Source organism: Burkholderia aenigmatica (assembly GCF_902499175.1).
Taxonomy (GTDB): Bacteria; Pseudomonadota; Gammaproteobacteria; order Burkholderiales; family Burkholderiaceae; genus Burkholderia; species Burkholderia aenigmatica.
This window is the reverse complement of sequence record NZ_CABVQC010000083.1, coordinates 1-24,704: the sequence shown is the minus strand read 5'-3', so window position 1 is coordinate 24,704 and position 24,704 is coordinate 1. Positions and strand designations below refer to the sequence as shown.

At 67.7% G+C, this 24,704-nt stretch carries 23 protein-coding genes; 15 read left to right on the top strand and 8 right to left on the bottom strand.

The annotated features are described in order from the left end of the window. The first annotated feature begins 64 nt into the window (after nt 1–64). The 9 genes from BDO18943_RS37420 (at nt 65) to BDO18943_RS37380 (ending at nt 10,479) form a co-directional block, all read left to right on the top strand. Nucleotides 65–1,174 carry an NAD(P)/FAD-dependent oxidoreductase gene (locus tag BDO18943_RS37420; RefSeq protein ID WP_043184669.1) on the top strand — a complete coding sequence of 370 codons (1,110 nt, stop codon included), beginning with the start codon at nt 65–67 and terminating at the stop codon, nt 1,172–1,174. A gap of 172 nt (nt 1,175–1,346) precedes the next feature. Next, nucleotides 1,347–1,658 (top strand): high-potential iron-sulfur protein, encoded by a 312-nt coding sequence (locus tag BDO18943_RS37415; protein WP_021163765.1) that lies wholly within the window; start codon nt 1,347–1,349, stop codon nt 1,656–1,658. A gap of 191 nt (nt 1,659–1,849) precedes the next feature. Next, on the top strand, nt 1,850–3,157 hold the full coding sequence (locus BDO18943_RS37410; protein WP_175026150.1) for an MFS transporter: 1,308 nt from the start codon (nt 1,850–1,852) through the stop codon (nt 3,155–3,157). Nucleotides 3,158–3,477: 320 nt separating this feature from the next. Beyond that, the gene (locus tag BDO18943_RS37405; protein ID WP_043184667.1) at nt 3,478–5,106 is read left to right on the top strand and encodes an ABC transporter substrate-binding protein; all 1,629 of its coding nucleotides are present in this window, start codon (nt 3,478–3,480) and stop codon (nt 5,104–5,106) included. Nucleotides 5,107–5,216: 110 nt separating this feature from the next. Then, a complete protein-coding gene (locus BDO18943_RS37400; RefSeq protein ID WP_011353491.1) occupies nt 5,217–6,227 on the top strand; it encodes an ABC transporter permease subunit in 1,011 nt (336 codons plus the stop codon). A 4-nt stretch (nt 6,228–6,231) separates the two neighbouring features. Next, entirely contained in the window at nt 6,232–7,149 is a 918-nt protein-coding gene (locus BDO18943_RS37395) for an ABC transporter permease subunit (protein ID WP_043184666.1), read from the top strand. A 132-nt stretch (nt 7,150–7,281) separates the two neighbouring features. Beyond that, entirely contained in the window at nt 7,282–8,328 is a 1,047-nt protein-coding gene (locus BDO18943_RS37390; protein ID WP_175026149.1) for an ABC transporter ATP-binding protein, read from the top strand. Beyond that, nucleotides 8,325–9,341: a peptide ABC transporter ATP-binding protein gene (locus tag BDO18943_RS37385; RefSeq protein WP_175026148.1), complete on the top strand. Its 1,017-nt coding sequence runs from the start codon at nt 8,325–8,327 to the stop codon at nt 9,339–9,341. Before BDO18943_RS37390 ends, BDO18943_RS37385 begins: the two co-directional genes overlap by 4 nt. Continuing rightward, nucleotides 9,334–10,479: a TraB/GumN family protein gene (locus BDO18943_RS37380; RefSeq protein WP_043184664.1), complete on the top strand. Its 1,146-nt coding sequence runs from the start codon at nt 9,334–9,336 to the stop codon at nt 10,477–10,479. Before BDO18943_RS37385 ends, BDO18943_RS37380 begins: the two co-directional genes overlap by 8 nt. Nucleotides 10,480–11,042: 563 nt before the next feature. Here the strand turns inward: BDO18943_RS37380 and pxpA are convergent. From pxpA to pxpB, 3 genes are all read right to left on the bottom strand, one after another. After that, the gene (gene pxpA / locus BDO18943_RS37375) at nt 11,043–11,807 is read right to left on the bottom strand and encodes a 5-oxoprolinase subunit PxpA (protein WP_043184663.1); all 765 of its coding nucleotides are present in this window, start codon (nt 11,805–11,807) and stop codon (nt 11,043–11,045) included. A 73-nt stretch (nt 11,808–11,880) separates the two neighbouring features. Then, nucleotides 11,881–12,948, bottom strand: coding sequence for a 5-oxoprolinase subunit C family protein (locus tag BDO18943_RS37370; protein WP_175026147.1), 1,068 nt, complete (start codon nt 12,946–12,948; stop codon nt 11,881–11,883). Beyond that, nucleotides 12,945–13,601 (bottom strand): 5-oxoprolinase subunit PxpB, encoded by a 657-nt coding sequence (pxpB, locus tag BDO18943_RS37365; protein ID WP_175026146.1) that lies wholly within the window; start codon nt 13,599–13,601, stop codon nt 12,945–12,947. Before pxpB ends, BDO18943_RS37370 begins: the two co-directional genes overlap by 4 nt. A 148-nt stretch (nt 13,602–13,749) precedes the next feature. On the opposite strand from pxpB, the gene BDO18943_RS37360 reads away from it, so the two are divergent. Beyond that, the gene (locus tag BDO18943_RS37360) at nt 13,750–14,262 is read left to right on the top strand and encodes a winged helix DNA-binding protein (RefSeq protein WP_175026145.1); all 513 of its coding nucleotides are present in this window, start codon (nt 13,750–13,752) and stop codon (nt 14,260–14,262) included. 74 nt (nt 14,263–14,336) lie between these two features. Here BDO18943_RS37360 and BDO18943_RS37355 read toward each other — a convergent pair whose 3' ends face one another. Further along, complete coding sequence (locus BDO18943_RS37355) at nt 14,337–14,945, bottom strand: 5-formyltetrahydrofolate cyclo-ligase (protein ID WP_175026144.1); 609 nt, start codon at nt 14,943–14,945, stop codon at nt 14,337–14,339. An 8-nt stretch (nt 14,946–14,953) separates the two neighbouring features. On the opposite strand from BDO18943_RS37355, the gene BDO18943_RS37350 reads away from it, so the two are divergent. From BDO18943_RS37350 to BDO18943_RS37335, 4 genes are all read left to right on the top strand, one after another. Further along, nucleotides 14,954–16,906, top strand: coding sequence for a lytic transglycosylase domain-containing protein (locus tag BDO18943_RS37350; protein ID WP_175026143.1), 1,953 nt, complete (start codon nt 14,954–14,956; stop codon nt 16,904–16,906). A gap of 57 nt (nt 16,907–16,963) precedes the next feature. Continuing rightward, the gene (locus BDO18943_RS37345) at nt 16,964–17,923 is read left to right on the top strand and encodes a complex I NDUFA9 subunit family protein (protein WP_175026142.1); all 960 of its coding nucleotides are present in this window, start codon (nt 16,964–16,966) and stop codon (nt 17,921–17,923) included. 66 nt (nt 17,924–17,989) lie between these two features. Beyond that, nucleotides 17,990–18,637, top strand: coding sequence for a glutathione S-transferase family protein (locus BDO18943_RS37340; protein ID WP_175026141.1), 648 nt, complete (start codon nt 17,990–17,992; stop codon nt 18,635–18,637). Then, nucleotides 18,634–19,875, top strand: a complete 1,242-nt coding sequence (locus BDO18943_RS37335) for a multifunctional CCA addition/repair protein (protein WP_175026140.1) — start codon at nt 18,634–18,636, stop codon at nt 19,873–19,875. The genes BDO18943_RS37340 and BDO18943_RS37335 overlap by 4 nt, the downstream gene beginning before the upstream one ends. Before the next feature lie 46 nt (nt 19,876–19,921). Here the strand turns inward: BDO18943_RS37335 and BDO18943_RS37330 are convergent, their stop codons facing one another. Beyond that, a complete protein-coding gene (locus tag BDO18943_RS37330; RefSeq protein WP_175026139.1) occupies nt 19,922–20,725 on the bottom strand; it encodes a helix-turn-helix domain-containing protein in 804 nt (267 codons plus the stop codon). 426 nt (nt 20,726–21,151) lie between these two features. Between BDO18943_RS37330 and BDO18943_RS37325 the strand changes: the two genes are divergently transcribed. After that, nucleotides 21,152–23,002, top strand: a complete 1,851-nt coding sequence (locus tag BDO18943_RS37325; RefSeq protein WP_175026138.1) for a M24 family metallopeptidase — start codon at nt 21,152–21,154, stop codon at nt 23,000–23,002. Nucleotides 23,003–23,051: 49 nt separating this feature from the next. Here the strand turns inward: BDO18943_RS37325 and BDO18943_RS37320 are convergent, their stop codons facing one another. The 3 genes from BDO18943_RS37320 to flgA all read right to left on the bottom strand — a co-directional run. Further along, nucleotides 23,052–23,492, bottom strand: a complete 441-nt coding sequence (locus BDO18943_RS37320; protein WP_175026137.1) for a flagella synthesis protein FlgN — start codon at nt 23,490–23,492, stop codon at nt 23,052–23,054. Nucleotides 23,493–23,562: 70 nt separating this feature from the next. After that, a complete protein-coding gene (gene flgM, locus BDO18943_RS37315; protein ID WP_175026136.1) occupies nt 23,563–23,892 on the bottom strand; it encodes a flagellar biosynthesis anti-sigma factor FlgM in 330 nt (109 codons plus the stop codon). A 118-nt stretch (nt 23,893–24,010) separates the two neighbouring features. Next, on the bottom strand, nt 24,011–24,704 hold a 694-nt coding region (flgA, locus tag BDO18943_RS37310), incomplete at its 5' end, for a flagellar basal body P-ring formation chaperone FlgA (RefSeq protein ID WP_235996290.1).

The following is a 24,704-nucleotide window of genomic DNA, read 5'->3' as shown; positions in this document are numbered from 1 at the left end:
AGCGGGTGAACCGGGACGTACAATTCTCTTCTCTTCCCTCGACGCGCTAGCGGCGCGAAACGTCATGGAGCAGATGGATTGTGTCGTGATCGGCGCGGGCGTCGTCGGTTTGGCGATTGCGCGCGAACTGGCCGCGCGCGGGCGTGAAACGCTCGTGCTCGAGGCTGCCGATGCGATCGGCACGGGTACGAGTTCGCGCAACAGCGAAGTGATCCATGCGGGGCTCTACTATCCGCGCGGGTCGCTGAAGGCGATGTCGTGCGTGCACGGGCGCGACCTGCTGTACGAATTCTGCGAGACGCATCACGTGCCGCACCGGCGCGCCGGCAAGCTGCTCGTCGCGACGACCGCCGCGCAGGTGAAGCAGTTGAAGGCGATCGCCGCGCGCGCGACCGAAAACGGCGTGCTCGACCTGATGCCGCTCACGCGCGCCGACGCGCAGACGCTCGAGCCCGCGCTCGAATGCGTCGAGGCGCTGTTCTCGCCGTCCACCGGCATCGTCGACAGCCACCAGCTGATGCTCGCGCTGCTCGGCGACGCGGAACGCGACGGCGCCGTGTGCGCGCTGAAATCCCCGGTCGAATCGATCGACGTGCTGCGCGGCGGGCGCTTCGTCGTGCGCACGGGCGGCGACGCGCCGACCGAGATCGAGGCCGCCTGCGTGATCAACAGCGCGGGCCTCGGCGCGCAGGCGCTGGCGCGTCGCACGCGCGGCCTCGACCCGCGCTGGGTGCCGCCGCTCTACCTCGCGCGCGGCAACTACTTCAGCCTGTCAGGGCGCGCACCGTTCTCGCACCTGATCTACCCGATGCCCGACCGCGCGGGGCTCGGCGTGCACCTGACGCTCGATCTCGGCGGGCAGGCGCGCTTCGGCCCGGACGTCGAATGGGTCGATGCGCTGCGCTACGAAGTCGATCCCGCGCGCGCGACCGCGTTCTACGCGTCGATTCGCGCGTTCTGGCCGGACTTGCCCGACGACGCGCTGCAGCCGGCGTACGCGGGCATCCGGCCGAAGGTCGCGGGGCCCGGCGAGCCGCCGGCCGATTTCATCGTGCAGGGCGCCGCGCAGCACGGCGTGCGCGGGCTCGTGAACCTGTTCGGCATCGAGTCGCCGGGGCTGACCGCGTCGCTCGCACTCGCGCAGCGCGTGGGCGAGATGGCGGCTTATCGCTGACGCGGCGAGTGTGTGGCGAATGTGTTGCGGGTGCGTATCGGTCGTGTGGCGGTCGTGTGAAATTCCTTATCTCCGGCATTTCGGCGCGCACGTTTTGTCGCTTGAGCGTTATTCTGTCGAACGGCTGTCGCCAGAACAGCTTTCAAACCGATAACGTTGGAGCGAGTCCCCCATGAAAACATCCCGTCGGAGTTTCCTGATTACGAGCATTGGTGCGGTGTCCGCGCTGGCGCTGTCGCGCGAAGCGCTGGCTGATGCGCCGATGCTGTCGGAAACCGATCCGACCGCCGTGGCGCTCGGCTACAAGGCCGATGCCACCAAGGTCGACAAGACGAAGTACCCGAAGTACGCAGCGGGCCAGGATTGTGCGGCCTGCATGCTGTACCAGGGCAAGAAGGGCTCGGCCTCGGGCCCGTGCGGCGCCTTCCCCGGCAAGCAGGTGTCGGCGAAGGGCTGGTGCAGCGCCTTCTCGAAGATGGGTTGAGGCCCGTGCGGCATCGTGCGATGCCGCATTGTGGCGAAAACCGCAAAACGCCCGCCGTCGAAAGATGGCGGGCGTTTTTTATTGCTTGAAAACGGTTCCGTCGCTTTCTACACTCGCTGCAAACCAGCGCGCCGCGGGCACCCCGCGTGCCGCGCCGCCCGACACGGCGAACTGACGAGGACGAGGCACGCATGGCGACGATTGCGAATTCAACGAAAACGATCCGGCCCGAGCGTGCGCTGAACCGGCGCGCAGTCGCGGCCGCCGTGATCGGCAATGCGCTCGAGTGGTACGACTTCACGGTGTTCGGCTTCATGACGGTCGTGATCGCCGAGCTGTTCTTCCCGACCTCCAGCGAATACTCGTCGCTGCTGCTGACCACCGCGACGTTCGGCGTCGCGTTCTTCATGCGCCCGATCGGCGGCATCGTGTTCGGGCTGTACGCGGATCGCGCCGGCCGCAAGGCAGCGCTGTCGCTCGTGATCCTGCTGATGACGGCCGGCATCTTCCTGCTCGCGGTCGCGCCGCCCTATGCGGCGATCGGCATCGGCGGCCCGCTCCTGATCGTGCTCGGCCGGCTGCTGCAGGGCTTCTCCGCGGGCGGCGAATTCGGCAGCGCGACGGCGCTGCTGATCGAGGCCGCGCCGTTCTCGAAACGCGGCTTCTACGGCAGCTGGCAGATGGCGAGCCAGGCGGCCGCGCTGCTGATCGGCGCGCTCGTCGGCGCGGCCATCACGCGCGGGCTGTCGCACGATGCGCTGCGCAGCTGGGGCTGGCGCGTGCCGTTCATCCTCGGGCTCGTGATCGGCCCGATCGGCTTCTACATCCGCCGCCATCTCGCCGATTCCGAAGCGTTCCTCCATGCGCAGCAGAACGCGCGCCGCGCGACGCTCGGCGACGTGTTCACGCGCCACCCGCGCGAGGTGCTGTGCGGGCTCGGCTCGGTGATCGCGCTGACGGTGACGATCTACGTGCTGATCAGCTATCTGCCGACCTTCGCGGTGAAGCAGCTGAAGCTGCCCTACGCGGAATCGTTCTACGCGGTGATCGTCGGCAACCTGCTGCTGATGGTGCTGTCGCCGATCGCAGGCGCGTGGTCGGACCGCATCGGCCGCAAGGGGCTGTCGCTGTGGTCGCTGGCGCTGACGCTCGTGCTGATGTATCCGCTGTTCGCGTGGCTCGACGCCGCGCCGAGCATCGCGCGGCTGATCGCGGTGCAGGCCGTGCTGTCGGTCACGCTCGCGGGCTACTACGGGCCGTTCGGCGCGATGATCGCCGAGCTGTTCCCGGCCAACGTGCGCTCGACCGGGTTGTCGATCGCGTACAACGTCGCGGTGATGCTGTTCGGCGGCTTCGGGCAGTTCATCGTCACGTGGCTGATCAAGGTCACGGGCACGCCGCTCGCGCCGACCTACTATGTGATGGCCGGAATCGCGCTGTCGATCGTCGCGGTCGCGTTCGTGCCCGCGCGCAGCGCCGACCTCGACGCACCCGCGTGACGACATGACGATTTGAAGACGGTCATCGGATCGTTTCGCAAAACGCAATGATGTGCTGCAGAACTCGGGAAAACGGCGCATCGCCCCTTCGTGTTCGCGCCCGATTTGTTTAGTCATCGAACGAAACTTGCGTGCGATGAACGGAATTGTCGCTCGCGCGCGTTATCGCATTTTTTTACCCCCACTAAACATCGGCAAAAACCCGGCGACGCATATAGAAGAGTTTTTTCTCCAGCTTGTTGCCACATCGTTAGCTCAAGTAATATCCGCGTACACCGGCCCCTGGCGGGTCGGTTCCGATCTGGAGACCTGGAGGAAACATGGAATACAACCGTCTGTTGCACACCCTGCGTGTTACCGCCATTGCAGGCGTGGCAGCGGCATCGTTCGGCGTCGCGGGCTCTGCATTCGCACAGATCCCGAACAAGACTCTCGTCTACTGCTCAGAAGGCAGCCCGGCGGGTTTTGATTCCGCGCAATTTACGACCGGCGTCGATTTCACCGCCGCCACGTTCACCGTCTACAACCGCCTCGTCGAATTCGAGCGCGGCGGCACGAAGGTCGAGCCGGGCCTCGCCGAGAAGTGGGATGTGTCGTCGGACGGCAAGGTGTACACGTTCCACCTGCGCCACGGCGTGAAGTTCCACACGACCGACTTCTTCAAGCCGACGCGTGAATTCAACGCGGACGACGTGCTGTTCACGTTCCAGCGCATGCTCGACCCGAACCAGGCGTTCCGCAAGGCGTACCCGGTGTCGTTCCCGTACTTCACCGACATGGGCCTCGACAAGCTGATCACGAAGGTCGAGAAGGTCGATCCGTACACCGTGAAGTTCACGCTCGCCGAGCCGAATGCGCCGTTCATCCAGAACATGGCGATGGAATTCGCATCGATCCTGTCGGCCGAATACGGCGACCAGCTGATGAAGGCCGGCAAGGCCGCCGACATCAACCAGAAGCCGATCGGCACGGGCCCGTTCATCTTCCGCAGCTACACGAAGGATGCGACGATCCGATTCGACGGCAATCCTGATTACTGGAAGAAGGGCGAAGTGAAGATCTCGAAGCTGATCTTCTCGATCACGCCCGATCCGGGCGTGCGCGTGCAGAAGATCAAGCGCAACGAATGCCAGGTGATGAGCTATCCGCGTCCGGCCGACATCGCGACGCTGAAGGCCGATGCCGGCGTCGACATGCCGTCGCAGGCAGGCTTCAACCTCGGCTATCTCGCGTACAACGTCGAGCACAAGCCGGTCGACAAGCTCGAGGTGCGTCAGGCACTCGACATGGCGATCAACAAGAAGGCGATCCTCGAGTCCGTCTACCAGGGCGCAGGCCAGGCTGCTTCCGCGCCGATGCCGCCGACCCAATGGTCGTACGACAAGAACCTGAAGATGGCGCCGAACGACACCGCGAAGGCGAAGGCGCTGCTCGCGAAGGCTGGCTATCCGAACGGTTTCGACATCACGCTGTGGGCGATGCCGGTGCAGCGCGCGTACAACCCGAACGCCCGCCTGATGGCCGAGATGATCCAGGCCGACTGGGCGAAGATCGGCGTGAAGGCCAAGATCGTCACGTACGAGTGGGGCGAGTACATCAAGCGCGCGCACGCGGGCGAGCAGGACACGATGCTGATCGGCTGGACGGGCGACAACGGCGATCCGGACAACTGGCTCGGCACGCTGCTCGGCTGCGAAGCGATCAAGGGCAACAACTTCTCGCACTGGTGCTACAAGCCGTTCGACGAGCTGATCCAGAAGGGTCGCACGACGACGGGCCAGGACGCGCGGACGAAGCTCTACACGCAGGCTCAGCAGATCTTCGCGCAACAGCTGCCGTTCTCGCCGATCGCGAACTCGACGGTCTACCAGCCGGTGCGCAAGAACGTGGCCGACATGCGTATCGAGCCGCTCGGCTATGTCCGCTTCGACGGTGTTAGCGTGAAGTAACACGCCTGTCGTAAGCTGTCGCGAAGACCGGCTAATTCATCCGGCGGCGGGAGGCCAAAAGCTTCCCGTCGCCGGTCGCACATTTCCCACAAGAAAATACGAGACGCATCATGTTCACATTCGTGTTGCGCCGCGTGGGCATGGTGATCCCGACTTTCATCGGCATCACCATCCTGGCGTTTGCGCTGATTCACCTGATACCGGGCGACCCCATCGAAGTGATGATGGGCGAGCGCGGCGTCGATCCCGCGATGCATGCAGAGGCGATGAAACGCCTCGGGCTCGACCAGCCGCTGCCCATGCAGTACCTCCACTACATCGGCCGGGCGCTGCATGGCGACCTCGGCACGTCGATCATCACCAACACGAGCGTCGCGGGCGAATTCTTCGCGCGTTTCCCGGCGACCGTCGAACTGTCGCTGTGCGCGCTCGTGTTCGCGCTCGCGGTCGGGCTGCCGGCCGGCGTGATCGCCGCGTTGCGGCGCGGTTCGGTCGTCGACCATGGCGTGATGGGCACCGCGCTCACCGGCTACTCGATGCCGATCTTCTGGTGGGGGCTGATCCTCATCATGGTGTTTTCGTCGTACCTCGGCTGGACGCCCGTGTCGGGGCGCATCGCCGTCGAATACGACTTCCCGCACCCGACGGGCTTCATGCTGATCGACGCGCTGCTCGCGCCCGATGAAGGCTCGTTCAAGTCGGCGGTCAGCCACCTGATCCTGCCCGCGATCGTGCTCGGCACGATTCCGCTTGCGGTGATCGCGCGGATGACGCGTTCGTCGATGCTCGAAGTGCTGCGCGAGGACTACATCCGCACCGCACGCGCGAAGGGGCTGTCGCCCGCGCGCGTGGTGGTCGTGCATGCGCTGCGCAATGCGCTGATCCCGGTCGTCACCGTGATCGGCCTGCAGATCGGCACGCTGCTCGCGGGCGCCGTGCTGACCGAGACGCTCTTTTCGTGGCCCGGTGTCGGCAAGTGGCTGATCGATGCGATCGGCCGCCGCGACTATCCGGTCGTCCAGGGCGGCATCCTGTTGATCGCGACGCTCGTGATCGTCGTGAACCTGGTCGTCGACCTGCTGTACGGCGTGCTGAATCCGCGCATCCGCCACACGAGGTAATCCCATGAGCAATCTGCAAAATACCCTGCCGACCGAATCCGCGCCGGCCGGCGGCCGTGCGCTCGCGCTGCGCGAGTTCTGGGCCAACTTCTCGCGCAACCGCGGTGCGGTCGGCGCCGGCATCGTCGTGATCGTGCTGATCCTGGTCGCGCTGCTCGCCCCGCTGCTCGCGCCGCACAACCCGGCCGAGCAATACCGTGATTTCGTGAAGATCCCGCCCGCCTGGCTCGACGGCGGCAACTGGAAATTCATCCTCGGCACCGACGAAGCAGGCCGCGACATTCTTTCGCGCCTGATGTACGGCGCACGGATGTCGTTCTGGATCGGCTTCGTGTCGGTCGTGCTCGCGCTGATCCCCGGTATCGTGCTCGGGCTCGTCGCCGCGTTCTTCCAGAAATGGGCCGACACGCCGGTGATGCGCATCATGGACGTGCTGCTCGCGCTGCCGTCGCTGCTGCTCGCGGTCGCGGTCGTCGCGATCATCGGCCCGGGCCTCACCAACACGATGCTCGCGATCGCGATCGTCGCGCTGCCGGCCTATGTGCGCCTCACGCGTGCATCGGCGCTCGGCGAGCTGCAGAAGGAGTACGTGACGGCGTCGCGCGTGGCCGGTGCCGGCACGCTGCGCCTGATGTTCTCGCAGGTGCTGCCGAACTGCACGGCGCCGCTGATCGTGCAGGCGACGCTCGGCTTCTCGTCGGCGATCCTCGACGCGGCCGCGCTCGGCTTCCTCGGCCTCGGCGTGCAACCGCCGACCGCCGAGTGGGGCGCGATGCTGGCGTCCGCGCGTGACTACATCGACAACGCATGGTGGATCGTGACGATGCCGGGCCTGTCGATCCTGATTTCGGTGCTCGCGATCAACCTGCTCGGCGACGGGCTGCGCGACGCGCTCGATCCCAAACTGAAACGGATGGCGTGAGATGAAACAACCTCCACACTCACTTTGTTCGCTGTCGACCGGAGTTGGCGCTTCAGCGCTTACTCCGGTCCCATGCACGGCTCCCCCCGAGGGGGCGGTCTTCCTCCTTGGGGCGGCCCGGCGGAGGACGACATGAGCCAAGATCTTCTGACCATCCGCAATCTCGCGGTGAACTTCAATGGCCTGCCCGCGGTCGACCGGATCAACCTGTCGATCGCGCCGGGCGAGGTGGTGGGCGTCGTCGGCGAATCGGGCTCGGGCAAGAGCGTGACGATGATGGCGCTGATGGGCCTGATCGACGCACCGGGCAAGGTGACGGCCGATGAAGTCACGTTCAACGGCGTCGACCTGCTGAAAGCATCGCCGAAGGCGCGCCGCAAGATCGTCGGCAAGGACATCGCGATGGTGTTCCAGGATGCGCTGACGAGCCTGAACCCGAGCTACACGGTCGGCTACCAGATCAAGGAGGTGCTGAAGCTGCACGAAGGGCTGCGCGGCGACGCGCTGCACCGGCGCGCGCTCGAACTGCTCGACCAGGTCGGCATTCCCGATGCGAAGAACCGTATCGCGTCGTTCCCGCACCAGATGTCGGGCGGGATGAACCAGCGCGTGATGATCGCGATGGCGGTGGCGTGCAACCCGAAGCTGCTGATCGCCGACGAGCCGACCACCGCGCTCGACGTGACGATCCAGGCGCAGATCATGGATCTGCTCGTGAAGCTGCAGAAGGAGCGCGGGATGGCGCTCGTGCTGATCTCGCACGACCTGGCCGTGGTGTCGGAAGTCGCGCAACGTGTCGCGGTGATGTACGCGGGTGAGGTGATCGAGACCAACCGCGTGCCCGACATCTTCCGCGCGCCGCATCATCCGTACACCGAAGCGCTGCTCGCGGCGATTCCCGAGCACAATAAGGGGGCACGTCGCCTTGCCGCATTGCCCGGCATGGTGCCGGGCCGCGATGATCGCCCGTCCGGGTGCCTGTTCGCGCCGCGCTGCAAGTACGTCGTCGACGACTGCCGCAAGGCGCGGCCGGCGCTCGACACGCTGGTGCCGGCCAACGATGCGATGCGCGCACGCTGCATCAAGCCGCTCAACGTTTCCAACCTCGACCTGACGGCTTTGCATGGGACCGGAGTAAGCGCTAAAGCGCAAACTCCGGTCGACAGGAGTTCACGATGAACGCAACCCAAGAAGTCCGTGCCACTTCGCACGACGAGGACGCCGTACTGGTGGCCGACGGCCTCGCGAAGCACTATGCGGTGAAGCGCGGGATGTTCGGGCAGGGCACGGTGAAGGCGCTGAACGGCGTGTCGTTCTCGCTGAAGCGCGGCAAGACGCTCGCCGTCGTCGGCGAATCGGGCTGCGGGAAGTCGACGCTCGCGCGCCAGCTGACGATGATCGAAACGCCCACTTCGGGCAGCCTGACGATCGACGGCAAGAACGTCGCCGGCGCAAGCCGCGAGACGGTCGCCGACCTGCGCCGCCGCGTGCAGATGGTGTTCCAGAACCCGTTCGCTTCGCTGAACCCGCGCAAGACCGTCGAGCAGACGCTCTCCGAGCCGCTCGAGATCAACGCGAACCTGACGGCCGCCGAACGCGCGCAGCGCATCGCGCAGATCATGCGCACGGTCGGCCTGCGGCCCGAGCACGCGAAGCGCTATCCGCACATGTTCTCGGGCGGCCAGCGCCAGCGCGTCGCGATCGCGCGCGCGATGATCCTCGATCCGCGCATCGTCGTCGCCGACGAGCCGGTGTCCGCGCTCGACGTGTCGATCCAGGCGCAGATCCTGAACCTGTTCATGGATCTGCAGGAGCAGTTCAAGACCAGCTACGTGTTCATCTCGCACAACCTCGCGGTGGTCGAGCACGTTGCGGACGACGTGATGGTGATGTATTTCGGCAGCGTCGCCGAGCTCGGCGACAAGGCGACGATCTACGCACGGCCGCGCCATCCGTACACGCGCGCGCTGATGTCGGCGACGCCGGCGATCTTCGAGGAAGACCGTCGCGTGCAGATCAAGCTGCAGGGCGAATTGCCGTCGCCGCTCAATCCGCCGTCGGGCTGCGCGTTCCACCAGCGCTGCCCATATGCGGTCGAGCGCTGCCGTGCGGAGGAGCCGCAGTTGCGTGAGGTCGACGGCCGGCGCGTAGCCTGCCATCGGGCCGAGGAGGTAGGGGAGGCGAATGCCTGAAGCGTTGGCGGCGCGCGCGTCCGGCGTGCGCCGTGCGGGGGCAAGCAGCGCGCGCGTGATGCGCGCGTACCGCTACGCGCGGCGCTGGAGCGTGCGTACCGTCACGGGCGCGGCGCTGGCCGGCGCGTGCGTGGCGGCCAGCCTCGTGGTTCCCGTCGAAACCGCGCGCGCCGAAGGGCGCGCGCCGGCCACTTCACCGATCCATCCGTCGCAAGTCCCGCCGCCCGGCATGAGCCTGCCGGGCTTCCACGCCCCCGCCGTGTCGGACGGCACGGTATCGCGCGGCACCGTGCGCGTGCAGCCCGCGCGCATGCCGTTCTACGTCGCGACCAAGGGCAAGGTCACGCTCTACGTGCTCGGCACGCTGCACACCGGCGATCCGTCCGATTACCCGAGCGCGCAGCCGTTCCGGCCGCGCATCCTCGCGGCGCTCGCCGCGTCGCCGACGCTCGCGCTCGAGCTGTCGCCCGACGACCTGCTCGAATCGCAGGACGACGTGTCGAAGTATGGCGTCTGCCGCTACCCGTGCCTGCAGCGCCTGCTGCCGGAGCCGCTGTGGCAGCGTCTCGCGGCGCGCCTGCGCGGCAATCCGGCCGCGCTCACCGAGATCCGCAAGATGCGGCCGTGGCTCGCGGCGCTCGTTGTCGAGACCTACGATTCGCTGTCGGCCGGCCTGCAGACCGAGTACGGCACCGAGGCGCAGTTGCAGAACGTGTTCCTGAAGAAGAAGGGCGGCCGCGTGATCGGGCTCGAGACGCTCGCCGAACAGATGCGCGCGTTCACCGGGCTGACGCTGGCCGAGCAGCGCGAGATGCTCGCGCAGGACATGGTGCAGACGCCCGCGCAGAACGCCGACGACATCAAGTCGCTGCACCGGCTGTGGCGAATTGGCGACGCCGATGCGATCTCGGCATGGGCGGTCGCGAAGAGCGAACGGCTCGCGCGTTCGAAGGCGTTGTCGGCGTCGATCGACAACAAGATCGTGTACGAGCGCAACCGCCGCTTCGTTGCACGGATGACGGCAATCGCCGCACCGAACCGGCCGCTGTTCGTCGCGATCGGCGCGCTGCATCTGGGCGGCCCGCGCGGCGTGCTCGAATTGTTGCGTCAACAAGGTTACAGCGTCGACGCGAACTGAACGTCGCCGTCGCGCCCGAACCGATCCTCCCCTGTTTGATCGACGTCGCGCGACCGGCGTCAAACGCTTGTATGGGCACGCTATTCGATAAGGAAAACCCTCGATTCGTCGGAAAATAGCGTTTCAAACGATTGACATCCCGATCTGCCAATATCTATTCTTCATTCCACAAGTTGAAAAAATGAAAAGAATAGAAAAAGTTCTACGGGGTAGCAGAAAATAAAGCGCGGGGTTAGCGCGTTGCCGGCACGTGATGTACGTGCCGGCCGCGGAAGTGTCTGCATGTACGGCGGGGCCAATCATCGTCGGACAACAACAAGGCATGCAGGCCGACTTGCGGGATAAGCAGCGTTCCGTCGTCCCACCGGGGAAAGGCAATGATCGGGCGGCGGCGGACGTTTTTTAATCCGGAAGATTTTTCCGGTCACCGTCGCAAGACGGTTTCGGGGGGCGAGAATCGACAGACGGCGAAGCCGCAGCGATTGCGCCAACGGAAAAGCGCCACGAGGGCGCTTTTTTCTTTTGTGCGACGGATTATTGTGCGCTCGCGCGCGATGGCCGAATCAGGCGCGTTCGTCGGCCTGCAGCAGGCCGGGCGCGACCACGTCGACACCCACCGCTTCGAGCGCGGCGCGAATTCGCTTCGCGAACGCCAGCGCATGCGGCCCGTCGCCGTGCAGGCAGACGGTCTGCGCATTGAGCATCACCCATTCGCCGCCGATCGCGCGGACTTGCCGGCTGCGCACCATGTCCAGCGTGCGCGCGATCATCGTGTCCTCGTCGTCGACGAGCGCGCCGGGCTGGTTGCGCGGCACGAGCGAGCCGTCCGCGCGGTAGCCGCGATCGGCGAACACTTCTTCCACCGCGGCGAGCCCCGCGTGCCGCGCGGCCGCGACGAACACGCTGTTCGCGAGCCCGAACACCGCGAGCGACGGATCGAAATCGCGGACCGCGGACACCACCGCATCGGCGATCATCGGGTCGCGCGCGGCCTGGTTGTACAGCGCGCCGTGCGGCTTCACGTGCGCGATGCGCCCGCCCTCGGCCTGCGCGATCGCCGACAGCGCGCCGAGCTGGTACAGCACGCCCGCATAGATGTCGCCGGCCGGCAGCTGCATCTCCTTGCGGCCGAAATTCTCCGGATCGTGAAAGCTCGGATGCGCGCCGATCGCCACGCCTTTCTGCACGGCCCAGCGCACGCAGTCGCGCATTGCGTTCGCACCGCCCGCATGCCATCCGCATGCGATGTTCGCGGACGTCACGAGGTCGAGCAGCGCCTCGTCCGAACCGCATCCTTCGCCGAGATCGGCATTCAGATCGATTTCCATGATGTTCCTCGTCCACTGATTGCGTGGCCCGTCTTCGCTACTGCTACTGCCTTCGTTACCGCTACCGCTATTGTCACGCCGCGCGCGATTCGGCGCGGCGGCGCGCTTCCTCGCGCATGTCGATCGCCACGTCGATCTGCCGCAGATAGGCACGTTCTGCGGTCAGCGCGGCGCGCGCGGCGTCGGGTGTCGTGCGCACGAAGCGGATCGGCAGGTTGAGCCGCGCCTGCGCGAGTTTCCATAGGTCCGCACGGATCACCGTGCCGATCTTCGGGTAGCCGCCGGTGGTCTGCGCGTCGTGCATCAGCACGATCGGCTGGCCGTTCGGCGGGACCTGGATCGTGCCGGGCAGCACCGCGTGCGACAGCAACTCGGCCGGCCGCTCGCGCATGAGCTCGGCGCCGGCTAGCCGATAGCCCATACGATTGCTGTTCGCCGTGACAAGCCATTCCTCATCCCAGAATGCCTGCTGCGAATCGCCGGCGAACGATGCGTAGTCGGGGCCCGGCAGCACGCGCACGGGCATGGCCCACGGCGCATGCGCGGGGCGGTGGCGGCGCGGCGGTTCGTCGACGCGCACGAACGCGCACCACGCCGGCGCCTTTACCCCGAATTCGGGCGCATCGGCCGCGAGGCAACCCATTCCGGCCGGAAGCACGCCGACCGGGAGGCGATCGCCGTCGCGCAGCGCGCGGCCGCCGAGGCCGCCGAAGCGCGATGCGAGATCGGTGCTGCGCGAGCCGAGCATCGGCAGCACGTCGATGCCGCCCGCGATGCACAGGTAGCCGCGCATCCCGCGTTTCGCGGCCGGCAGCACGAGCGTCTGCCCGGCCTCGACCGGCAGGCTCCACCATGAATATACGCGCCGGCCGTCGAGTGTTGCACCGAACTCGGTGCCGGTGATCGCGATGCGGGTTGCGCGCGGGAAGCGGAAGGCGGCCGGGCCGATCGTGATCTCGACGGCCGCCGCGTCGGGGCGGTTGCCGACCAGCCGGTTGCCGACCTCGAGCGCGAGGCCGTCGAGCGCGCCGCCCTGCGCGACGCCGAGATGGCGCGTGCCGCGGCGCCCGAGATCCTGCACGGTCGACAGCGGGCCGGCCCGCACCACCTCGATGGTGCCCGGTGCGTTGCTCTGGGTCATCGTGCGTCGACTCCGGCAATGGTGAAGCGCACGCGGTCGCCGGGCAGCAGCAGCGTCGGCTGCGGCCGCGCCGGATCGAACAGCACGTGCGACGTGCGGCCGATCAGTTGCCAGCCGCCGGGCGACGTGGCCGGGTAGATGCCCGTCTGTGCGCCGCCGATGCCGACCGAGCCGGCCGGCACCTCGAGGCGCGGCGCCGCGCGGCGCGGCGTGTGCAGTGCGGCGTCGAGCCCGCCGAGATACGCGAAGCCCGGCTGGAAGCCGACGAAGAATACGATGTAGGCGCCGGCCGCGTGGCGTGCGACGACCTCGTCGGCCGACAGGCCGGTATGCGCGGCGACGGCCGGAAGATCGGGGCCGGCGGTGCCGCCGTACTCGACCGGGATCTCGACCTCGCGGCCGTCCGCGTGCTCGACGTCGGCGGTTTCCCACGCGTCGCGCAGCGCCGGCGTGAGCGACTCGGCCGTCGTGGCGAGCGCGTCGAATACGATCGTCAGATTGTTCATGCCGGGCACGACGTCGATCACGTCGTGCCAAGTGCGCGCGGCCTCGGCAACGGCCCAGACGCGGCGCTGGCAATCGAGCGTGGCGGGCGGCGGCACCTCGCAGACGAGGGCGGCATCGCCGAGCGGATAAATGCGGGGTTGCGTCATCGGACTGGCACGGTTCGGACGGCAATGTTAGCGCACATTGTCAATAAAATATCGACAACTTCCCAATAAGCGTTTTCGCCTAGCTCGTATGTCGGGGCTTCTGGCGTACACTCGGCACACCCTGTCATCCGGCTTGCGCCGCCTTTCCATGAAGCGTCCTGCGACCAAGATCGTGTCATCCGAACACCTCGTTTCCGATTCGAGCGCGGAGCTGTCGGAGCTCGAATACGGGCTCATCATGGCAGGCAACGCGTTCAACCGGTGGATGGTGCGCTGCATGTCGGCGGCCGGCGCGAAGGACATGACGGCGGTCGAGGTGTCGCTGCTGCATCACGTCAGCCATCGCGAACGCAAGAAGAAGCTCGCCGACATCTGCTTCGTGCTCAATATCGAGGATACGCACGTCGCGACCTATGCGCTCAAAAAACTGATCGCCCGCGGCTATGTGAAGAGCGAGAAGAGCGGCAAGGAAGTGTTCTTCTTCGCGACCGACGCCGGCCGTGACCTGTGCCAGAAGTATCGCGAGGTGCGCGAGCACTGCCTGATCGAGACGCTGAAGGACAGCGGGCTCACCAACGAGCAGATCGGCGACGCGGCGCAGTTGCTGCGCAACGCTTCGGGCCTGTACGACACGGCCGCGCGCGCGGCGGCGTCGCTGTAAACGGTTGCGGCAAGGAAGGCGCGCGGCGTTGCGCTGACGGGCATGCGACCACGGGCGCGGCGTCGCCCGCCGCTTCATCCGGCGGCCGGGTAGAGCGCGCCGTCGGTCACGATCCAGTGCAGCGAGAGATCGTGCGCTTCGGCCGGCAGCGCATCGACGCGGCACGCTTCATAGGCGATGCCGACCGTCACGGGCGGCACGCTGACTGGCCACGCGGCGAGCGTGCGGTCGTAGTAGCCGCCGCCGTAGCCGAGCCGGTAGCGCTGCAGATCGAATCCCACACAGGGAATCAGCAACAGGTCGGGCACGACGACGATTCCCGACGCCGGTTCCGGAATCCGGTGATGACCTTCGCGCATCGGCGTGTGCGTATCCCACGCATGGAACTCGAGCGGCGTGTGCCGCTCGTCGATCACGGGCAGCGCGGCCTGCCTGCCGGCACCGGCCGCGCACCAGCCGAGCACCGCGTCGCGCGCATCGAATTCGCCCGGCAGCGGCCAGTAGAACCCGACCGTGCGCGGGGCGAGCCGATCCAGCAGCGTGCGCAGCCGCGCGTCGAGCGCGGCGTTCGCGGCGGGTTGCGACGCGGCGTCGCGCCGCGCGCCGGACAGCGTTTTGCGTAGCGCAACCTTCGGGTTTGGCACAGGGTTGCGTGCTATGCTTTCGCTCACTTCGCGCTCCATTCAAAACGATGTCGAACAGCCTTTTCCGAGTATATCGCGCGGTCGCGCTGACGCTTTCGGCCACCGCGCTCGTCGCGGGCACGGCCGCGTGCGCCGCACCGAATGACGATACGGTCTCCGGGGACGACCAGACCTTCGTGCAGCTTCGTGAAGCCGCACGCCGCAACGACGCCGCGAAAGCCGCGCAGCTCGCGTCGATGATCCCGAATTATCCGGTCCCGTCCTACGTCGAGTATTTCCAGATCAAGCCGCAGTTGTTCGATTCGACGGGACGCGCGCGCGTGGACGCGCCGGACGCGCCCGTGCAGTCGTTCCTGCAGCGCTACGACGGCCAGGCGATCGCCGACCGCCTGCGCAACGACTATCTGCTCGTGCTCGGCGCGCGCCACGACTGGCGCAACTTCGACGATCAATACAAGCGCTTCGTGCTCGACGACGACACGCAGGTGAAGTGCTACGCGCTCGAATCGCGCGCCTCGCGCGGCGAGAACGTCGCCGATGCGGCGCGTGCGCTGCTCGTCGAGCCGAAGAACTACGGCGACGCGTGCGTCGACCTGATCACCGCGCTGACGGTCAACCAGCAGTTCACGAGCGACGACGTGTGGCAGCAGGCGCGCCTCGCGTACGAGCAGAACTACACGACGCTCGGCGGCAAGATCGTCGACGCGCTCGGCCCGCGCCCGGTCGGCTTCGACCAGGCGACGAGCGCGCCGCCGCTGTACCTCGCGCGCGGCGTCGGTGCCGACGCGACGTCGCACCAGCTCGCACTGATTGCGCTCAGCCGCATGGCGCGCAACGATCCGGACGCCGCCGCCGGGATGCTGACGTCGGTCGCGCCGTCGCTGACCAAGCCGGAACAGGCGATCGCGTGGGGCGCGATCGGCTACCAGGGCGCGATCAAGCGCTCGCCGCTCGCGTCGGTCTGGTATGCGAAATCCGCGAACGCGTCGCTGTCGAACCCGGGCTACGAATGGCGCACGCGCGCCGCGCTGCTCGCCGGCAACTGGCCGATGGTGCGCTGGTCGATCGAGCAGATGCCGCCGTCGCTGCGCGACGATCCGGCGTGGATCTACTGGCATGCGCGCGCGCTCAAGCAGAGCGGCGACACGCTGCAGGCGAACCAGGAATTCGAGCAGGTCGCCGGCCAGTTCAACTTCTACGGGCAGCTTGCAGGCGAAGAGCTCGGCCAGCGTACGTCGATCCCGCCGCGCACGAAGGTGAGCGACGCCGAGATCGACGCGATGAGCAAGATTCCGGGCTTCGCGCTCGCGCAGCGCTTCTACGCGCTGAACCTGCGCCTCGAAGGCAACCGCGAATGGAACTGGCCGCTGCGCGGGATGACCGATCGCCAGCTGCTGGCCGCGGCCGAATACGGCAAGCGCGTCGAGCTGCTCGACCGCACGGTCAACACGGCCGACCGCACGAAGGCCGAGCACGATTTCACGCTGCGCTACCCGTCGCCGTACCGCAATATCGTCGAGCGCTACGCGCAATCGACGGGCCTCGACATCGAATGGGCGTACGGGCTGATCCGCCAGGAATCGCGTTTCATCACGAGCGCGCGTTCGTCGGTGGGCGCGGGCGGCCTGATGCAGCTGATGCCGGCCACCGCGCAGATGGTCGCGAAGAAGCTCGGCATGGGCACGATTTCGCGCGCGCAGATGCACGACATCGATACCAACATCCAGCTCGGCACCTGGTATCTGGCGGACATCTACAACAACTTCGACAGCTCGCCGGTGCTTGCCACGGCCGGCTACAACGCGGGCCCGGGCCGGCCGCGCCAGTGGCGCCAGGTGTTGACGCAGCCGGTCGAAGGCGCGATCTTCGCAGAAACGATTCCGTTCAACGAGACGCGCGACTACGTGAAGAACGTGCTGTCGAACACCGTCTACTACGCGGCGCTCTTCGAGGGCAAACCGCAGTCGTTGAAGAAACGTCTAGGCATGATCTCGCCCTGATCCGCAATCTTCACACTGCCGCGCGAGACGCGGCAGTGTTCTTTTGAGGCCCTGAACATGGATCGCCAGACCGTCGCGCTGCTGGGCGGCACCGGCTTCATCGGCAGCCGGCTCGTCAATGCGCTCATCGAATCCGGCAAGCAGGTCCGGATCGGCACGCGCCGGCGCGACCACGCGCGTCACCTGCAGATGCTGCCGGTCGAAATCGTCGAGCTCGAAGGGCTCGACACGCGCACGCTCGCGCGCTTCGTCGCCGGTGCGCACGCGGCGATCAACCTCGTCGGCGTGCTGCACGGCGGCCGCGGCACGCCGTACGGGCCCGGCTTCGAGCGCGCGCACGTCACGCTGCCGGCCGCGCTCGCGACCGCCTGTACCGAGGTGGGCGTGCAGCGCGTGCTGCACATGAGCGCGCTCGGCGCCGATTCGCGCGGCGCGAGCATGTACCAGCGCTCGAAGGGCGACGGCGAGGCCGCGCTGCATGCGATCGCGGCGACCGATTCGCTCGCGCTGACGATCTTCCGCCCGTCGGTCGTGTTCGGCCCCGGCGATGCGTTCCTCAACACGTTCGCGAACCTGCAGCGCACGGTGCCCGTGCTGCCGCTCGCGATGCCCGATGCGCGCTTCCAGCCGGTGTTCGTCGGCGACGTCGTACGCGCGTTCGTCAACACGCTCGATCTCGTGGGCGCGCACGGCAAGACCTACGAACTCGGCGGCCCGACGGTCTACACGCTCGAGCAGCTGGTGCGCTATTGCGGCACGCTGGTCGGCCGGCAGGCACGCATCGTGCGGCTGCCCGACGCGCTCGCGCGGCTGCAGGCGAGCGTGTTCGAATGGCTGCCCGGCGAGCCCGTGCTCACGCGCGACAATCTCGCGACGATGTCGGTGCCGAACGTGCTGTCGGGGCCGCTCGCGCCGGAACTCGGGATCTCGCCCGCGAGTCTCGAAAGCATCGCACCCGCGTATCTCGGCCATGCCGCGCAGCGCTCCCGGTTCGACTGGTTCCGCTCGCGCCGCTAGCGCTCGCGCGGGTTGCCGTCGTCGGGCCCCTTTCTTTTCCCCTTTTGCGTCTTCCGGAACCCCGTCATGAAACTCGTCATTGGAGACAAGAACTACTCGTCGTGGTCGATGCGTCCGTGGCTGCTGCTCGCGCATTTCGGCATCCCGTTCGACGAGATCGCGATCGAGCTGCGCCACGATGACACGGCCGCGCGCATCCTCGAGTATTCGCCGTCCGGCAAGGTGCCGTGCCTGGTCGACGACCACGGCGTCGCGATCTGGGATTCGCTCGCGATCGCCGAGACGCTCGCCGAACGCTATCCGCAGTTCCCGATGTGGCCGGCCGATCCGCTCGAACGCGTGCATGCGCGCTGCGTCGCGGCCGAGATGCATTCGGGCTTCGGCACGCTGCGCACGCAGATGGGCATGAACGTGCGCGCGTCGATGCCGGGGCGCGGCGCGACACCCGAGGCGCTCGCCGATGTCGCGCGCATCGATGCGCTGTGGAGCGAGTGTCTCGAGGCGTCGGGCGGGCCGTTCCTGTTCGGCGAATTCGGGATCGCCGATGCGATGTATGCGCCCGTCGTGATGCGCTTCAACACGTACGCGCCGGGCCTGTCGCCGGAAGCGGCCGGCTACGCGGCCCGCGTGACGGCGCTGCCGGCCGTCCAGCGGTGGATCGACGCCGCGCGCCGCGAAACGAACGTGATCGCCGAATACGAGCCCCGGCCATGAACATCTACGCAGTAGGCGGCGCCATCCGCGACGCATTGCTCGGCGTGCCCGTGCAGGACCGCGACTACGTGGTGGTGGGCGCGACCCCCGAGCAGATGGCCGCGCAGGGCTTCCGGCCGGTCGGCAAGGATTTCCCGGTATTCCTGCATCCGCGGACGCAGGAGGAATACGCGCTCGCGCGCACCGAGCGCAAGACGGCGGCCGGCTATCACGGCTTCCAGTTCCACTACGCGCCGGACGTGACGCTCGACGAGGATCTCGCGCGGCGCGACCTGACGATCAACGCGATGGCGCGCGAGGTGAATCCGGAGGGCGATCTGGTCGGGCCCGTGATCGATCCGTTCGACGGGCAGGCCGACCTGCGCGCGCGCGTGTTCCGGCATGTGAGCGACGCGTTCGTCGAGGATCCGGTGCGGATCCTGCGCATCGCGCGCTTTGCCGCGCGGTTCGCGGATTTCACGGTCGCGGATGAAACGCTCGCGCTGATGCGGCGGATGGTCGACGCGGGCGAGGTCGACGCGCTCGTGCCCGAGCGCGTATGGCAGGAAATCGCGCGCGGGCTGATGGAGGCGAAGCCGTCGCGGATGTTCGCGGTGCTGCGCGACTGCGGCGCGCTCGCGCGCATCCTGCCCGAAGTCGATGCGCTGTGGGGCGTGCCGCAGCGCGCCGACTACCACCCGGAGGTCGACACGGGCGTGCACGTAATGATGGTCGTCGACTATGCGGCGAAGCAGGGCTATTCGCTGCCGGTGCGCTTCGCGGCGCTTACGCACGATCTCGGCAAGGCGACGACGCCGGCCGACGTGCTGCCGCGCCACGTCGGCCACGAGGGGCGCAGCGTCGACCTGCTCAAGCCGTTGTGCGAGCGGCTGCGCGTGCCGAATGAATGCCGCGATCTCGCGCTCGTGGTCGCACGCGAGCACGGCAACCTGCATCGCGTGATGGAGATGGGCGCGGCGGCATTGGTACGGATGTTCGAGCGCAGCGACGCGCTGCGCAAGCCGGCGCGTTTCGCCGAGATGCTGCAGGCGTGCGAATCGGATGCGCGCGGGCGGCTCGGGCTCGAAGCCCAGCCGTATCCGCAGGCCGAGCGGCTGCGCGTCGCGCTCGCCGCCGCGCGCAGCGTCGATGCCGGCGCGATCGCGCGCGGCATCGGCAACGATACGGAGAAGATCAAGGAAGCCGTGCATCGCGCACGGATCGAGGCCGTCGCGCAGGCGCTCGAGATCGGCGAATAGGGGCGACGGGAAGGGCGCGCATCGCGCGCCTCCCGCCCGACAACCGTTACGACTTCTTCTTGCGCGCCGGCTTGGCGGCCGCCGGGCGTTTGCCGGCGGAGGCGCGCGGCTTGGTCGTACCCTTCTTTTCTTTTCCTGCTGCGCTGGCGGGGCGTGCCGCGCCAGCGTCACGATCGCGCTCCGCCCGCTTGGGTGCCGGCCCGCGACGGCTGACGCGCGGCTCGGCCGGTGTCGCACGCGCGACGGGCGCCGGTTTCCCGAGGTCCATCGTCGCGGAGACGAACCCGGCGCCACGGTCGTCGAACAGCGGCAGCGTGCCGACCGCGATCACCTCGGCCGGCCCGTCGCCCACGTTGGCGACCCGGTGCCGCTTGCGCGCGTCGAAGTGCAGCGAGTCGCCGGGCGACAGCGGGTAATCCTTCTTGCCGACCGTGTAGCAGATCCGGCCGGCCAGCACGTACACGAATTCGTCGCCGCCGTGCGCGACCCATTCCGAGCGGTAGCCTTCCATCATCTGCACCTTGAGCGCGTTGATCTGGCTGCCGTCGAACGTGGTGGAGAGGCGTTCGTACCACTGCGACGTGGCGTCGAGCGCGTACGGCTTGCGGCGGCCCTCGTACGAATCGGGCTGCGCCTGGCGCGGCTGGTCGATCAGCGCGCCGAGCGGCACGTCGAGCGCCTTCGCGACGTTGACGAGCGACGACAGCGAGATGCCCGTGAGGTGGCGCTCGACCTGGGACAGGAACCCGACCGACAGTTTCGCTTCGGTCGCGACTTCCAGCAGCGTCTTCTTCGCTTCCCGGCGCAGGCGGCGAATGCGCTGGCCGATACGCATGATGTCTGAATCCATGAATCTCTTTCGTGGCAACGAATCGGGAGACGAGCGGACGGGCGGTGCAGTCGCCGGACAGTGATTTCCGCGCATCGCACGAAGCACGGCCGTCGGGACGGCGATGCCGGCGCATTGTACCGCGCAGCGTCGCCGGACGAATTCAGGTTGTGCCGGGATGCGCAGGCGTCACGCCGATTTTAGCCCTACGAAAATTTCAGCTTGACCTCAATTTCAGCGTGCTCTAGATTCTGTCGCGCGCATCAAAAAAAGTTAAGTGGGACGAAATTTTTTCAAGGGCCTGCCGCCGGAACGGAACGGCGGCCCGGCGCCATGCGGGGTCGAGCGCCGACCGTGCAGCGGCGCCGTGCCGTGTCAGGCCTGCCTCGGGCTTGCTCCCCGCCGCGTCACCGCCGGCCGCCGACAACCATGCAAAACGGGCTTCCGATGATCGATCGACTGAAATACAGCTTCTCCGGCCTTCCCGCGTACGACGCGTCCGTCGCCGACACGCAGGCGGGCCTGTCGCGCCTGCTCGACGCCGCGCGGCTCGACGCGGTGCTGGTCACGTCGCAGGACGAATACGTGACCGAGTACCTGCCGCGCAGCAACAACCCGCGCTATGCGCTGTCGGGTTTCGACGGATCGGCCGGCTGCGGGATCTTCCTGAGCGCGGCGACCGCGCAGGCGCTCGATCTGCCCCCGTTCGTGCTGTTCGTCGACGGCCGCTATCACCTGCAGGCCGAGCAGCAGTGCGATCCGGCGCGCGTGCGCATCGAGAAGCTCGGGATGAACGTGACGATCTGGCAGGCGATGGCCGACTGGCTGGTCGCGCACGGGAGCCGGCTCGCGCGGGTCGGCTACGACGCGCTGCGGATCAGCGTCGCGCAGCGCGATCGCCTGTTCGAACAGACGCAGGCGGTGTCGCTCGACTGGACGAGCCTCGCCGAGCACGAGATCGATCGCGCGATTGCATTGCCGGGCTGGGTCGTCGAGCGCCCGATCTTCGAGGTGCCGGAATCGATGACCGGCCTGAGCATCGCGCAGAATCTCGACGCGCTGAACCGCCAGCTCGCCGCGCATACCGGCGCACCGGACGGCAAGACCGCGTTCTTCACCTGCGCGTCGGACGACCTCGCGTATCTGCTGAACAGCCGTGGCTATCACATCCCGAATGCGTCGTCGCATCTCGGCTTCCTGTTCGCGGTCGGCGGGCAGGTGGCGTTGTTCCTGCCGGAAGGCTGCGACCGCTGCGAGGTCACGCTCGAGTCGTATCCGGCGCTGCAGGTGATCCGGCGCGATGTCGCGGCGCTCGAGCGCTTTCTGGCTCAGTTCGCGGTCGAGCATGTGTGCTACGGCTTCGAATCGGTGAACTGCGCGCTCGTCGACGCGGTGAAGCGGGTGTGGCCGCAGGCGCGGCATGCCGACTTCAACCCGGTCGAAGCGATGCGGGCCGGCAAGACGCCGGCGGTGCTCGACCGGTTCCGCGACGCGTTCGCGCGCAGTTCCGCGGCGATCGCCGAGACGATGCGCTGGGCGAAGGCCGGCGAGCCGGGCGCACGCCATACCGAGTACGACCTGGCGCGCGCGATCAACGACGCATACGGCGCGCGTTCGGCGGTGGCGCTGACGTTTCCGTCGATCGCGGCGAACGGCGCGAACAGCGCGTTCGCGCACTACACGGCGGCGAGCGCCGACGTCGAGCTGACGGAAGGCGAACTCGTGCTGCTCGACAGCGGCGCCTATTACGAAGCCGGCTTCGCGACGGACTGCACGCGCGTGGTGCTGCGCCGGACCCGCCCGGATACGGTCGCGCAGCCGTGGCAGCGCGAGATCTACACGGTCGCGCTGAAGGCGTGCATCAAGGGGCTCGTCACGCGCTTCCCGAGCACGGCAAAGGGCGGCGACGTCGATGCGCTCGTGCGGCAGGTGTGCCGCGACCACGGCCACGATTTCGGCCACGGCACCGGGCACGGCGTCGGGATTCACGTGCACGAGGGCGGCGTGCGGTTTGCGCCGGGGGCGAAGTACGGGCTCGTGCCGAATGCGGTGATTTCGGTCGAGCCGGGCATCTACGTGCAGGGCAAGGGCGGCGTGCGGATCGAGAACATCGTGATCATCCGCCAGGACGACGCGCAGCCGGATACCGTGACGTTCGAGAACATCGTGACGGTCGGCTACGACTGGGACCTGATCGATCTCGACCTGCTGGACGACGGCGAGCGCGCGTACCTGCGCGACTACGAGCAGCTGTGTGTGGAGCGCGGCACGCAGGTCACCGCGTGTCCGCTGTTGTAACGAGGATGCAGGCAGGGGTGCGGCCGCCGGGCGGTCGCGCGGCGCGATGTCAGCGCGTGAGTGCCGACACGCGCCCGTCGGGGCCGTAGACGCCGGCCGGCGCGGGGGCCGAGCGCAGCACCGCGAGCGCACGCTCGTTGTAGTCCATCCGGATCCGGATCAGCATCCCGTTGTTCGCATTGGCCTGGCGCGCGCGTTCGGCGGACTGCTGCAGCAACTGCCAGCGGCCGGCGAGGCGGGCATCGCGTTCGGCGGCCTGGTCCATCCCCTTCTTGCCGGACGGAAAGCCGAGCGCGGAAAGCTGCGTGTCGCGCGTGCGTTCGAGCTGCGCGAGCCGGTCGATCAGCGCGCTTTTCTTTTCGACGATCCCGGGCAGCATCTCGAGCGGCTCGGCCGTCGTCAGTGCCTTTTCCTCGTAGACGAGCAGGGACGCGAACGCCTCGACCGTCGCGTGTTCGTCGTTGACCGTGGCCAGCAGCTCTTCTCTCATCGCGTCATGCTCGTCGCGCCGGCGCGGGTGAGCGCCGGCAAACCGGGGGACCGGCCTCGCGAGGCCGGCTTCAGCTGCCCGGACGCTGCTGTTGCAGCAGTTCGCGGGCGGTATTCAATACGCCGTCGGCGATCTTGTTCGCGTCGATTTTCAGCGTGCCGTTGTTCAGCGCGTCCTTGATCGACTGGACCAGGCCCGTGTCGATATCGCCGTTGCCGGACGCGGATACCGAGCGCAACTGGCCGGACAGACCCGACAGGTTCACGGTCGTGTCGCCGCCGGTCGATCCTGCGTCGGCCGTCTGCGCGGACGAGGACGAGGCCGTGCCGGATGGCGCACGGGTCGCGCCGTTGCCGGTCGGCGCCACGGGGCTCGGGTTCGGAGTGGAATCGATCTTCACGATGGGTTTCCTGTTCGGTTTGACCCAGATAACGGCCGGGTCGGCCCGAACTTTAGCATCGCGAGCCCGAAATGCTCCGAATAAACAATTCTTTACATTCTTTCCGCTAGATCCGTCCCTATAGCGGAATTTCCACGGTGCCGGCGTCCTTGACGATCGCCGTGACGATCTGGCCCGCCGCCATCCGCACCCGTACCGACTGGCCCGGCGCTGCGTTCGCCAGCGCGCTGCCCTCGGCCGAAATCGTGAAACCGGGCCCGGCCGCGACGACCCGCACCGTCTGACCGGCCGACACCGACGCCGCGCTCTTCAGCAGGTCCTGCCGCAGCGGCAGCCCGGCCGAGATGCGCGCGAGCGCGGTCGCGCCGATCGCCTGCGCCGGATCGGTGATCACCGCGAGCGGCAGCACCGTCAGGTCGCCGTCGCGGGCGACCAGGTCGGCCGCGGAGAGCGGCTCGCCGGGCGCAATCTGGCGCGCGGCGACGTAATAGGTGGCCTGCACGGCGACTTTCGCCTGCAGGTAGACGGTCCACGGCCGCTCGCCCGCGCAGCGCACGCCGACCGTCGTGCGGCCCCACAGGCGCGCGCCGGTCGGCAGGAACGGCTCGAGCGTCGTGCACGCGGCGAGCCCGCGCGGAAACGCGGTCGTGACCGTCGCGGTGGTCTTGCCGGGCAGGCCGGCGATCTGTTGCTGCAGGAATGCGAGGGCCGCGCGCCGGATCGACTCGGGATCCTGCTGGCCGGGCGGCGTCACGGGCTGGGCCGGGTTGGCCGCATTGGCCGCCTGGGGCGGGTTGGCTGAAACCGGGGTT